This is a genomic window from Romboutsia sp. 1001713B170207_170306_H8 (assembly GCF_015550495.1).
Lineage (GTDB): Bacteria > Bacillota > Clostridia > Peptostreptococcales > Peptostreptococcaceae > Romboutsia_E.
In genome coordinates, this window is sequence record NZ_JADNAX010000012.1 from 43,057 (window position 1) to 55,213 (window position 12,157).

Annotated in this window: 15 protein-coding genes; 4 read left to right on the plus strand and 11 right to left on the minus strand. The window is 25.9% G+C overall.

The genetic code is table 11. From position 1 onward, the window contains the following. Positions 1–125: 125 nt before the first annotated feature. The 5 genes from I2A66_RS17805 to I2A66_RS15005 form a co-directional block, all read right to left on the minus strand. Complete coding sequence (locus I2A66_RS17805) at positions 126–422, minus strand: metallophosphoesterase family protein (RefSeq protein ID WP_122639881.1); 297 nt, start codon at positions 420–422, stop codon at positions 126–128. A 264-nt stretch (positions 423–686) separates the two neighbouring features. Further along, complete coding sequence (locus tag I2A66_RS14990) at positions 687–1,877, minus strand: DUF819 family protein (RefSeq protein ID WP_122639819.1); 1,191 nt, start codon at positions 1,875–1,877, stop codon at positions 687–689. 282 nt (positions 1,878–2,159) lie between these two features. Next, positions 2,160–2,297: a hypothetical protein gene (locus I2A66_RS14995; RefSeq protein WP_195251916.1), complete on the minus strand. Its 138-nt coding sequence runs from the start codon at positions 2,295–2,297 to the stop codon at positions 2,160–2,162. Positions 2,298–2,441: 144 nt separating this feature from the next. Further along, on the minus strand, positions 2,442–3,110 hold the full coding sequence (locus tag I2A66_RS15000; RefSeq protein ID WP_147516822.1) for a YkgJ family cysteine cluster protein: 669 nt from the start codon (positions 3,108–3,110) through the stop codon (positions 2,442–2,444). A gap of 451 nt (positions 3,111–3,561) precedes the next feature. Further along, complete coding sequence (locus tag I2A66_RS15005; protein ID WP_122639821.1) at positions 3,562–5,301, minus strand: ABC-F family ATP-binding cassette domain-containing protein; 1,740 nt, start codon at positions 5,299–5,301, stop codon at positions 3,562–3,564. A 420-nt stretch (positions 5,302–5,721) separates the two neighbouring features. On the opposite strand from I2A66_RS15005, the gene I2A66_RS15010 reads away from it, so the two are divergent. Together I2A66_RS15010 and I2A66_RS15015 are read left to right on the plus strand one after the other, a co-directional pair. After that, positions 5,722–6,342, plus strand: a complete 621-nt coding sequence (locus I2A66_RS15010; RefSeq protein ID WP_122639822.1) for an ABC transporter ATP-binding protein — start codon at positions 5,722–5,724, stop codon at positions 6,340–6,342. Then, positions 6,321–6,743, plus strand: coding sequence for a helix-turn-helix domain-containing protein (locus I2A66_RS15015; RefSeq protein ID WP_195251917.1), 423 nt, complete (start codon positions 6,321–6,323; stop codon positions 6,741–6,743). Before I2A66_RS15010 ends, I2A66_RS15015 begins: the two co-directional genes overlap by 22 nt. A gap of 37 nt (positions 6,744–6,780) precedes the next feature. Here the strand turns inward: I2A66_RS15015 and I2A66_RS15020 are convergent, their stop codons facing one another. From I2A66_RS15020 to I2A66_RS15035, 4 genes are read right to left on the minus strand one after another with little or no spacing between them, the layout of a single operon-like run. Beyond that, positions 6,781–6,957: a hypothetical protein gene (locus tag I2A66_RS15020; protein WP_164489018.1), complete on the minus strand. Its 177-nt coding sequence runs from the start codon at positions 6,955–6,957 to the stop codon at positions 6,781–6,783. A gap of 18 nt (positions 6,958–6,975) precedes the next feature. After that, positions 6,976–7,305 (minus strand): hypothetical protein, encoded by a 330-nt coding sequence (locus I2A66_RS15025; RefSeq protein WP_122639824.1) that lies wholly within the window; start codon positions 7,303–7,305, stop codon positions 6,976–6,978. 4 nt (positions 7,306–7,309) lie between these two features. Further along, positions 7,310–7,525, minus strand: a complete 216-nt coding sequence (locus I2A66_RS15030; RefSeq protein WP_122639825.1) for a hypothetical protein — start codon at positions 7,523–7,525, stop codon at positions 7,310–7,312. Between the two features lie 31 nt (positions 7,526–7,556). Further along, positions 7,557–8,120, minus strand: coding sequence for a hypothetical protein (locus I2A66_RS15035; RefSeq protein WP_124097563.1), 564 nt, complete (start codon positions 8,118–8,120; stop codon positions 7,557–7,559). A 782-nt stretch (positions 8,121–8,902) separates the two neighbouring features. On the opposite strand from I2A66_RS15035, the gene I2A66_RS15040 reads away from it, so the two are divergent. After that, positions 8,903–9,451 carry a VanZ family protein gene (locus I2A66_RS15040; protein WP_195251918.1) on the plus strand — a complete coding sequence of 183 codons (549 nt, stop codon included), beginning with the start codon at positions 8,903–8,905 and terminating at the stop codon, positions 9,449–9,451. A gap of 366 nt (positions 9,452–9,817) precedes the next feature. On the opposite strand, the gene I2A66_RS15045 is transcribed toward I2A66_RS15040, so the two are convergent. After that, a complete protein-coding gene (locus I2A66_RS15045; RefSeq protein WP_122639828.1) occupies positions 9,818–10,066 on the minus strand; it encodes a hypothetical protein in 249 nt (82 codons plus the stop codon). 308 nt (positions 10,067–10,374) lie between these two features. Next, on the minus strand, positions 10,375–11,364 hold the full coding sequence (locus I2A66_RS15050; protein ID WP_122639829.1) for a hypothetical protein: 990 nt from the start codon (positions 11,362–11,364) through the stop codon (positions 10,375–10,377). 216 nt (positions 11,365–11,580) lie between these two features. Between I2A66_RS15050 and I2A66_RS17445 the strand changes: the two genes are divergently transcribed. Further along, complete coding sequence (locus tag I2A66_RS17445) at positions 11,581–11,715, plus strand: hypothetical protein (protein WP_279265836.1); 135 nt, start codon at positions 11,581–11,583, stop codon at positions 11,713–11,715. Positions 11,716–12,157 lie beyond the last annotated feature (442 nt).

The window sequence follows — 12,157 nt, forward strand, 5'->3', positions numbered from 1 at the left end:
AAGATAGTAATAAAAAATAACTGTACCTAATAATTTATAATCTTAGATACAGTTATTTTTTATTACTATCTTAAATTCTCAATTTTTTAAATATTCTATTCTTAAATTTAAATTAGTTATTTATTTTACTTTGCACTACCTTCCCTTATAAGTCTTGCAAAATCATAAGCTACTTCCACTATTTCAACTTTAACATTCGTATCTGATATATCTATAATAACATAATTTGCATCAGGTTTATTAGTTTTTGGCTTTCCTATACTACCTACATTTACAAGGAGTTTTTCACCATAATATTTTGCATATGGTATATGAGTATGTCCACAAACTAGTATATCTTTATCTAAGCCACTCGTAACTTCATCTGCTTCTCTAGAGTTTTCTTTTAAATATTCATTTATGACTCCTCCTATTTGGATGATTTACTTTGTTCATTAAAATATTCACATATATAGCTACATATAACTCTTATCTTTCATAAAATTTTCCTATATAGTTTATATTAAATAATTATTATTTTATTCTTTCATTATACCATTGTATAAGTTTGAATTGTATTTTTATATCTTTAAAATTAAAATATAAGCAATTATAAAACTCGTATTAATTAAATATAAATATAATACCAATAAAGTCCAGTAAATATTATTTACTGGACTTTATTGGTATTATATTTATAACTCATACTATAAAATAACTTGAAGTATATTTCCAACAATTATTCCAGCGTAATTTCCTAAAACATATCCCCATACACCAGCTATCATTGTAGGTACTATTAAACTATTCCACCCTTTAGCTATAGCCATAGCTACAGCAGTTGTTGGACCTCCTATACAAGCATTTGATGCTAGTAATAATTCATCTAGTTTAAACTTGAACAATTTTCCCACTCCTAAAGTTACAACTAAATGTATAAACACTGCTAGTATACAGAAAACTAATATAAAAGCACCATTTTTTATTATTTCTGATATAGATGCAGGTACTCCAAGAACTACGAAAAATAAATAAATTAAAAACGTACCTATTTCTTCTGCTCCATTAATTTCGTCTAATTGTTTAGAAAATACTGTTGCTACTACTAACATTAATGTTGTCATTATTAAATACATGTTTCCAAAAATAGAATTAGCCATTTTTAATAGTATATTTGAAGTAGGTATTATTGATGAGATGAACTCAGACAATAAGTTAGATAAACTTGCTACTGAAAAGGCAATTGCTAAGCATATAGCTATATCTTTTAATGATATTTCTTTTTTAGTCCAATATGTAGAACTTCCACTAATACTTTCTTCACCCTCTGTAGCCATACCCCATTTTTTCTTAAAGAATGGTATCGAAGGTATTGACATAGTTGCAAAAAAATACACAGCCATAACTAAATTATCTGCTACTATTGTTGCATTAGTTAGATTTTCTGGAGTTTTAAAAGCATTTGTCATAGCAACAAAATTAGCTCCTCCTCCAATATATGATCCAGTCATCATACCAGCTATCTCAGCTACATGTGGTATTAATGAGCTTAGTAAAAATGCTGATATAAACGTACCTACTACTGTACCTAAAGCTGATATATGAAATGCACCTAACATTTTTCCACTTTCATTTTTAACTTTTTTAATATCTGCTTTTAGTAATAATAGTGGTATTGCAACTGGTACTACATATGACCATACCGAATCATACACAGCACTTTCTGTAGGTATTATTTTTAAGTTTGCAAATATAATTGCTCCTAATAATGCTATAATTGCTCCTGTTACTTTAGATGCCCACTTGTATTTTTGTTCTAATACTATACTTATAGCAGACCAAACCACTAAGAACGTCCATAACATCCATGTGTTATCACTACTTATTAATGAATTCATATTAACTTCTCCTCTTTACTTTTTAATCCAGCTAGATTTTACCATATAGAATGTATTTCCTTACAGAACCACTATACTTACTTTTTTACTGTATAGTGGACCTTAACTTTAATGTATTATTTATCTACTTTATTTAAATTATAAATCAAAGAACATGTATTAAAAAAACTAATAAAAATAGATAGATATTTTGCATACTCAATATATCTATCTATTTTTATTAGTTTTATCCATAATTAGATCTATATTTTTCATTTAATATTATCCAAAACCATATAACTATTATGAATTTTTACTTATATATATTTTAAAAGATTTTATAGCTAAATACATTGTATATATAGCCATAATTTTTATTAATCCATTAAAAATCATGCTAAAGATCCCCATATATAAAATACCGTTAGTATAAAGTTCCATGATACCCTCCCCATTTATATAATCGAAACTATTATAATAGTACAATAATATACAGTATTTAACAATTATAATCAGTGTATTTTTACATAAACAAAATAACAGATATCTAATATTGCTTAGCCACAATAGATATCTGTTTGTCTTTTAAATAATTCCTAATTTATTTTTTACATAAGGTAAATTTTCTTCAAATAAAGAGTAAAAACTCTCTCCTTCTTTTACCTTGATATTATAACAATTATCTAATATAAATTGATTAATTTCCTTTAATTCTTCTTCATCTCTGACGAATTTCAAACGGAAGGTTAATGCTTTAATAAATTTATACCATTCTAATATAAATATTTTATTTTCATCATAGTTTTCAATACCTATCCAGTCTCTTACTTTAACATCTTTTAAATCAGTCTTAGGGCAATTTCCTACTTGTAAAAAGTACTTAAAGTCATCATCTTTATATACCCTTCCAAGTGGAAATAAACGACAAATGTTTGGTCGTTTAGAGTGAATCATACATCTAAATTCTTTATTTAAAAAGCTGCATCTTTTATTATCATCTTTCATCTTTAAATGCGGTAATAAAATTTTGTTACTTTCAATTAATTCAATCTTATCTCCTAGTAATTCAACAAACTCTACACCTAAATAATTAACTATTTCATATACATCAAAGGGTGTAAGCACTACTAGTTCACCAATATCATAACAACAATCACTGCAACCATTACAACCACATGTATCTGCTTTTACTGTGTCATCAATATCATATAATTTTCCATCTGATATCTTTTCTAGTATGTTTATAGATTTCATATATTTCTCATCCTCATTTATTATTTAGATTTTATTAAATACTAAATAAAATATTATCACACAGAAAATATTCTTACAACTTATATCAGTTCGTATTTTCTATATTTAAAATAATTTTTAATTTATATCCTCTTTTATTAGGTTACTAAAAAATATAGATATTGTGTCATAATTTGTATTTTCTCCATATTATATATTGAGATATATTCTGACTTTATTTATCTATCGTATGAATATATTCTTAATTTATTTAATCAATTGGTGATATAATGATTTCTTCAATTAAATTTATAATTTGAAGCTTAATTTTAATAATTTATAAAATTTCTTAATTAAAATAAAAGATGTGAACCTTTAACTGTTCACACCTTTTATTTACTATATATAATATACTTAAAATACAAATTATAAGAAATATGCTGATAATTATACCAACATATTTTTAAATAGATTAAAGTAATTTAATAAGATTTTCTAAATCTTCTAACAAAGTTTTTGCACGTTCAAAATCAGTATCTATTAAAGCCAATGCTATTTCAGTTTCAACGGATTTTTTCTTTTGCTCAATTTCTAAATAATCTTTATCGAAATGAGTAGCATAAATCATTTTTCTAAATTTTTTCATGCTAACTTTTCTAATGGTCTTATCTTCTATCATTAAAACATAATCCATACAATTAACTATAAAGTGATAATCATGAGAAATCATTAAAATAGCTCCATTATAATTTTCTATAGCTTTTTCTAATGCTATTTGTGAATAAGTATCTAAATGACTTGTTGGCTCATCAAGAAGCAACATATTGGCCTTTCTAGCAGAAACTTTAGCCAGTTGTAGTATATTCTTTTCTCCTCCAGATAAGGATTCTATCCTTTGTTCAATAACCTCTTCTTCAAAACCATATCTTGAAATATATGATCTAACTTCCCTGTAATTTTTAAATCCTACTTCAAAAAACTCTTCAAGTATTGTATTAGACTCATTTAATATTTCACCTTGCATCTGAGATAAATAAGCAACTTCAATATTATCATTTATTTCAATACACTCATTATTATTTTTAAATATTGATCTTAGTAAAGTAGTTTTTCCAACACCATTTGTTCCAATAATAGCTACTTTATCAGTAGATTTAATCTCAAAATTAACATTTTCTAAAAGGATTTCATCAAAAACAACACTAAAGTCATTAACTTTTAAAGCTATAGTTTCTTCTATTTCATTATTAGTAAGTAAATTAATATTAGGTTGTTTAATATCTACAAATGGAGCTTTAATTCTACGTTCTTCTAATCTTTCTTGTATTTTAATTCTAGCTTTTAAAGCTCTACCTCTAGAAGCATCAGGATTATAAGTTGCTTTCTCTCTTAATACATTGATTAAAGCTTCATTTCTCTCAATTTCCTCCTCATCAGCAATAGCAAGTTCTTGTAACTCAATTTTAGTTTGAAGTAATGAGAAATTATAATCAATATATCTTCCATCAAATTCTTGAATCTCTGTATTTTCAAGATGAATAATTTTGTTAAAACAATGATTTAACAAGTATCTATTATGCGTAATAATTAACATTGTTTTTTTATATGAATTAATTAGATTTTTAAGAGAATTAAGGTTTTCAAAATCTAAAAACACATCTGGTTCATCCATAACCATTAAGTCTGGATTATTAAGCATTTCCTTAATTACTTGTACAAGTTTAAATTCTCCACCACTAAGTTCAGATATCATTCTATCTTTATGCCTATTTAGATTTGCAAGATTTAATTTTTTATTAATATTATTTTCGAAATCATCTCCATCAATTGCTTCAAATGTATCTAAAGCTTCTTGATACTCTTGTAATAACGTTTCAATATCTGAAGATGTCTCCATTTCATTACAAATAGATTCTATTTCCTTTTGTAGTTTAATAAATTCTTCACCTATATATTCAAAAACTGTAGTTTCTTTTGTTTTGTCTAGTTGCGAGAACTGGCTTACATATCCAATTTTACAATTTGGGTATATTTCTAATTTACCATCGAACATATATCTTTCTGGATCCATAATTATATCTATAAGTGTACTTTTTCCGCTACCACTAGATCCTATAAAAGCGCAATGTTGACCTTCTTTTAATGTGAATGAAACCTTATTATATAGATCCTTTTGCGGAAATGAGTAGGATAAATTATCTACTTTTATCATATTATTACCTCTCTTTATCATTAAAAAAGAGCTTATAAAAATAAGCTCTTCTATATATAATCAATCGTAATTCTGAAGTTAATTATATATGTAGTAACGATATTCTTTTTAAATTTACTGTTGATAGCATAACACTTTTTTAGACAAATTTCAATCATTTTATAATCCTTATTTTAATTCCAGAAATATAAGCTAATTAAATTATTATTGATATAATTTACAAATATAATACCTCATTCTGATTCCCATTTTACCTACTAATTATTTCCAAATTACTTTCAATTCTAAATATAAATTAATGCCTATTCTAATCAAAATATCTACCTAAATAATTTTAATATAATAATAAAACCTATAAATTGGTACAAATTTCCCCTAATTTTAATACAATAAACTATATAGATAACAGGGGGTGATATATTGAAAACAATAGTAGACGTAAAAAAACTTAACAAAATCTTCTATGGTAAAGACGGTGAACTAGAAGTCTTAAAAGACGTAAACTTCACTCTAAAAGAAGGTGAAATCCTAACACTCCTTGGACCATCTGGAAGTGGAAAATCTACTATTTTAAACATCTTGACAAAATTATTGGAACCAACATCAGGAGAAGTAAAAATTGATGGAACTATAGGATATATGTTTCAAAAAGACCATTTGCTTGAATGGAGAAATATAATGGATAACATAACTATAGGACTTGAGATTCAACATAAAAAAACACCTGAAGCTATGAAAAGAGTTGAAAGACTTTTAAAAACATACGACCTTTGGGATTTTAGAACTATGTACCCAAAAGAATTATCCGGTGGTATGAGACAAAGAGTTGCTCTTATTCGTACACTATCTGTAAATCCTAGTATATTACTTTTAGATGAACCATTCTCTGCACTTGATTATCAAACAAGACTTTTAGTAAATGATGATGTATATAAGATTATAAAAAATGAACATAAATCAACTATTATGGTTACCCACGATATATCAGATGCTCTATTGATAAAAATACAAATATTTCCATGTATATTAAGGATGAAATAAATGAAAATACATTTGGTGGAAGGCTTAGAAAATCTAGATTAGACAAGAATCTTGATATTAAAGATTTATCATCTATATGCAATGTTACAAATAGTATAATAAGTGCTTATGAAGTCGGCAGATATTATCCGTCAATATCTATACTAAAACTTTTATCAGAATACTTTGATATTAATTATCTTTGTAGAGATGGATATACTCATTTAGTTTGGAACTATGATAACTTTATAAATAGTTTAAAACTTTGGATTAAAAATAATAACTTCACAATGGACAAGTCCGCTAAATTGCTAGGTGTAACACATGGTTCGCTTAGATTTTGGTTCAATGGATCAATTATGAGTTATGCTACCTATAATAAAATAAAAAATAATTTAATTTATTATAGAATAAAATACTAGGGATAAAGTTATCCCTAGTATTTTATTTTTAATACAGCTATCCTCTGGCATCTTTAAGTGGAACATCAGGTTCAGCCTTACTATCTGTTATTTCAATATTACTAAGGTCTATAGAATTTCTCATTTTTGATGTCAATGGACTATCTATTCTAAATAATTCTTGACCACTTCTTGAATTTCTATTAATAAAATCATATTCTATAGTCTGATACAATTCTCCATTAGATAGAATCTATCTCTTTAATACTCTATTATCATTCTTATCTATATATATATTATGGTTTTTGCTAGAATATTTAATAATATTATCATCCTCTGTATATGATGACTCCCAATTAATATCTAATCCAGATTCAATATCAGAGGTAAAATAAGATTCTACCATAGATATTTTTAGCATTTTCTTATTTTCTTTAATTATATCATGTGTTAGCTCTTGTCTTAAGCCTGAATATACACCGTTGTCATTTCCGATTGATATTGCCTCTGATCCTTCATTCAATATTAATATTCGAGACATTAATTCTCCATTTTCATGATAATGGTCTGTTTGATCTAACATTCTTTCAGTATCTCTCTATATCTACATATTCCCCATTAGCATATGTTATTCTAACATGATCTATTCCATCTGCCGTTAATAAATTTTCATAACTAGTTTTTACAATTTCTCTATTTTTAGATATTTCATTTTCATCATAATTAGCTTTACTTATAACACCACTAGATATGAGTACTAACCCTATTACTGCTATCGTTGTTATTTTCCTCTTAATTAACATAACCTCTCCTTATCATATAACATTGTAAATATTATTTGTTAAAAGCATTTGTCAACCAACCATCCATGTATTTAAGTACTCCACCAGGTCTAACTTCCCAAGCATTTAAATTTGATGCACTATGTTGAAAATAAAATTGACCAGGACCAAATGTTGTTCCACGTGCATATTTGGTAGGATATTTAGATGTTAATGAACTATTTTGGTATAAGTATCCACCTGAAGAAGGAGTTATAACAGCTCCACCTGTTGACTCAATATAACTACCATTACTTATACCTGTCTCAGATACACACATCCATCCTCGAGTATTATTTAGATACTTTCCATTTGATAATTGTGGGTAAGCATATGAACACCAAAGCCTACTAACACCACCTTCAGTTACCCATCTTTTAGAGCTTGAGTCACTACCTGCTACTACATCTTTGTCTGCATCTAAAGTAGTTATATGAGTTGAATATATTGAAGGTGAACTCCTAACCTTTAAAGTAACTCTTAAATTGTCAATGTTTCGATTATAACCTGCATATGACTTATTAACGTTAACTCCTACAATTAATACTGAACACATTACAGATAACATTAGTTTCATTTTTTAAAATTTCATATATATACTCCTAAGATATTCCTTATTTAAGTCTAATAATATCATAATTTACTGTTGTGTAAATACTTTAGATAAAACTACTTATATTTCGACAACTTTAAGACATAGATATAAATGTAAATGGAATTGAATTTGTTGGAATAGGTAGATTTTTATTAGAATTTTATAATTTCTATTTTTTTATATTACATAAGTTTTAATCGTTAAATCGTATATTTTTTTACAAAATATTCTAGTTTTGCACATTTAACGACCAGTTATGTTAAAACTATTTGCAAATTTTGTCATTAATAATATAATTTGAAGGAATTAAATAAATTACTAAGAATAATTTTGAGGAGGAAATAATTATGAAAAGAAAAAAATCAAAGCAATTATGGTTTCAAGCTTGATAATGATATTTACATTATCAGGAACTTGCTTAGCGTATTCAGCAAATTTTTCATGAACTTGGGGCAATGGAAATATTATAGATGGTGGAGCTAACGGAAAATATTATGACTTAAATGCTAAATATACTAAAATTTCAGCTACTGCTAAAGTAACTAATACAAACTTAGGAGCTACCGAGAAGGCTTATATTGAAGTTAGAAGAAAAACAACAGTAGGAAGTGTAAGAGAGCATTATTTTACAAGCGAATCATATAAAAGTTATATCGATATAATTACAAGTTTTACACCAAGTAAAAGTGGAAAGCATTACTTAATATTAAGAAAGGCTCAAAGAAATGTTCCTGGAACTATTTCAGGTACAATTTCTCAATAATATGTGGTTAGAAAAAAGTTTATTTACATTTTTAATTTCGATAATTTTATATAGTGTTCTTTTTATATATTTAAAAAAATCCAAATATAATTTTAAAAAAATATTTTATATTACATTATTATATTTTTACGGAGTAATAGTTTTCCATATTACAATATTACCATTACCATTAGATAAAATTGGTGTTGAATCACTTCAGCTAGCTTCATATAATAATTATTATTTAAATTTAATTCCATTCAACGATTTTATCAAAATGGATAAATTTTCTTTTATAAAGCAAGTAATTGGAAATATCGTAATGTTTATACCTTTAGGATTTTTACTTCCTTTATCATTTGAAAAATGTAAAGATATAAAAATTTTAATAAAATATTCTTTTTTAACTAGCTTATTAATTGAATTATCACAATTAATAATATGTTTATTATGGATAAGAGCACCATATAGAGTATTTGATATCAATGATTTATTATTAAATTTATTAGGATCATTATTAGGGTATATATTGTATTGTAATATTTTAAAAGTAATTTTAAAGGGTGAATAAAAATTTTATATTAAATTGAATTTATATAAAAAGGGCTTAAAATCGACCTCATAGAATCGATTCTAAGCCCTTTATTTTTTTCATTAATCCCTTAGTTTTATGCTAATTTCAAATCTGAAATATATACCTAACTAGTAATTTCCTGTATAAGAGCCTTATTTCCATCTATTTTACTAATCGTATAAATTTTACTTTTTGCCCAATTTGGTATAGTTTGCCCTGTTGCATAGTTAGAACCAATTATTTTAACCTTAGAACCAACTTGAATAGTGTTAAAAAAATAAACCTCATAGGTACAACTCTACGAGGTTTATCTTATTCAGATTTAGTTGATGACTTTTTCAATAATATAAATCACAAGCGTATCTATTTTTCTATTTGCTTTGATAAATTTTCATTGATTTTATATAATAACTCTAACATTTCTCCAAACCCATATATTATTAATGCAGTTATAATAGAGCCACTTATTATAAATACATACTTTAATATTAATTCAAAGTTTTTTGATGTTAGCATCCATCTTAAATCCATTGAAAATGTATAAAGTCCAAGTATAACTCCTACAAATCCAATTATAATTGATACTACTTTAAGAATTTTATCTATTTTCATAAAAAATGTCTCCTTTTCTTTTAGTAAAAGGTAAAAGATGGTTAATACTCATTTTAGAGTCCTAAAAACGAGTATTAACTATACAAGGATATTTTACCAATTATTTCTAATATTTTGAGTTATTTATTGATGACTAATGTATCTTAAAAATTCTTCAACAACATATGAAACAATTTATGATCTGAAAATTAAAATAATTTAAGTTTATATAAGTGCACACTTTACAACTTGGATTATTTAATTTTGATTAACGTTGTAAATATACAAAATAAGATTATATCATTATAGGTTAATAAGATATTTTGTAATTACTTAAAATCTGGTTCTGTTATAGTAATGACACCTGTTTGATGGCTACTTTTAGAGAATTGTACTGTTTGGCTTAGTTTAACTATTAAATTACCTTTTTTATTGGTAACAGTTATACCCGGTTTTACATTAAGCTCCCTAGATGGATATATTCCTTTATTAATAAATTCCCATCTGCCATATTTGCTTCCTTGTCTTGAATGATCAACAAATCCAAATCCTTTTATACTAAAAGACCAACTTTTAGGATTTGATAAACCTCCAAGACTAACACTTAATTTATCTCCATTAGTTTGAGCTCTTGGACCCCAGTCATGTAATATTTGGGTAGATTGATTTACATCCATTCTAACTACATGATTTTTTATTTCTCTATTTGAACGAGATAATAGCTGAGATGATTCTTCTACAGACCAAATTGATTGTGTATTTGAACTAGCACGATCCCTCTTCATAAGCACTGAAGTAGATAGACTTCCCTGTTGTTGCTTCGCTCCATTGATTGTAGCATAAAAATCCCATTTAAAACCTTCTGAATACATTCCATCTCCAGTAAGAGCTCTTGTTGTATTTCTTACATTGAATTCTTCTTTTTGTATTTTAGATATTGTATCGTTTATGTTTACCTCATCTGTATCAGCCATATGATAAGTGTATATATTTTGTCCATTTTCATTATCTAGTGATACTGCGAAAAGCTCATTACCCTGCTTATCTTCAAATAAGTTTGTCTCTATTGGTTTTCCATCATTATGAAAAATTATATTCTCATTACTTTTTGCATTAATTATATTTAGAGAATCACCTTTGTATTCAATGCTTGATATAGGTGTTTCTTTAGATAAGACTTCGTTTTTATCTGTATATACCTGCAAGTTATCAACTTTAACCTCCTTATAGCCATCTGCATATGCATTTAGTGTACTTAAGTTCCCTAATAGTAAGCTACCTATTATAGCTCCGCAATAAATTTTTTTACTAAATTTCATTCTAAATTCTCCTTTATTTTTTTGTTTTTATAATGATTCCCCCTAAAAATTATTAGTAGCAATTACCAGACTTCTTTTAAAAAGATATTATGAAAAGCTGAATTTGTAAATGGTTTTAACGTAATTGGTCGTTAAGTATGTAAAAATGGAATATTTTGTAGAAATTATAAAGCTACCAATTATATATTTTTTAGGAAAAGATAGTATATAAAATACATGTGCTCATTTGAAGTATTATTATTTGCAGAAGTAACTCAAAAATATAATCTAAAAGACTCTACTTTTAGAAAAGCTATTGCAACAGGCGAATTATTGGAAAATATTGATTGTAAAGAATTTGGTTGTGATTAGATTGTAAAAGAGTTAGTAATGGTAAGAAAACATCGAAAAGTAAATTTCGATATAATAAAAAGCACTCTATTAAAGAGTGCTTTTTCACGATTACAATCTTTTGAAAGATTCTAAGAGGTAGAGTCACAAACCCTACTTATAGATTCTTTATCAATAACAAAGGGTTTGGAATATTATAGCATATTTAACTTGAATTTGTATACCATATTTGTATTTTTTTTAAACATAAAAATACAAATGATATGAAAGAAGTTAATAATTTAAAATTAGAGTTAAAATTCTTAAATGAACAAACAGATTTATATACTAATCAATCTAAAATTTAAAAAAGTGTCCCCGGGGGACACTTTTTTTATAGAAATAAATAAAATAAAAAGCACTCTATTAAAGAGTGCTTTTTCACGATTACAATCTTTTGAAAGATTCTAAGAGGTAGAGTCAC

Excerpts from the sequence above, each read along its gene's own strand:
- I2A66_RS14990 (WP_122639819.1), bottom strand. The coding sequence starts at position 1,877 with ATGAATTCATTAATAAGTAGTGATAACACATGGATGTTATGGACGTTC.
- I2A66_RS14995 (WP_195251916.1), bottom strand. The coding sequence starts at position 2,297 with ATGGAACTTTATACTAACGGTATTTTATATATGGGGATCTTTAGCATG.
- I2A66_RS15000 (WP_147516822.1), bottom strand. The coding sequence starts at position 3,110 with ATGAAATCTATAAACATACTAGAAAAGATATCAGATGGAAAATTATAT.
- I2A66_RS15005 (WP_122639821.1), bottom strand. The coding sequence starts at position 5,301 with ATGATAAAAGTAGATAATTTATCCTACTCATTTCCGCAAAAGGATCTA.
- I2A66_RS15015 (WP_195251917.1), top strand. The coding sequence starts at position 6,321 with ATGTATATTAAGGATGAAATAAATGAAAATACATTTGGTGGAAGGCTT.
- I2A66_RS15025 (WP_122639824.1), bottom strand. The coding sequence starts at position 7,305 with ATGTTAGATCAAACAGACCATTATCATGAAAATGGAGAATTAATGTCT.
- I2A66_RS15030 (WP_122639825.1), bottom strand. The coding sequence starts at position 7,525 with ATGTTAATTAAGAGGAAAATAACAACGATAGCAGTAATAGGGTTAGTA.
- I2A66_RS15035 (WP_124097563.1), bottom strand. The coding sequence starts at position 8,120 with ATGAAACTAATGTTATCTGTAATGTGTTCAGTATTAATTGTAGGAGTT.
- I2A66_RS15040 (WP_195251918.1), top strand. The coding sequence starts at position 8,903 with ATGTGGTTAGAAAAAAGTTTATTTACATTTTTAATTTCGATAATTTTA.
- I2A66_RS15045 (WP_122639828.1), bottom strand. The coding sequence starts at position 10,066 with ATGAAAATAGATAAAATTCTTAAAGTAGTATCAATTATAATTGGATTT.
- I2A66_RS15050 (WP_122639829.1), bottom strand. The coding sequence starts at position 11,364 with ATGAAATTTAGTAAAAAAATTTATTGCGGAGCTATAATAGGTAGCTTA.
- I2A66_RS17445 (WP_279265836.1), top strand. The coding sequence starts at position 11,581 with ATGTGCTCATTTGAAGTATTATTATTTGCAGAAGTAACTCAAAAATAT.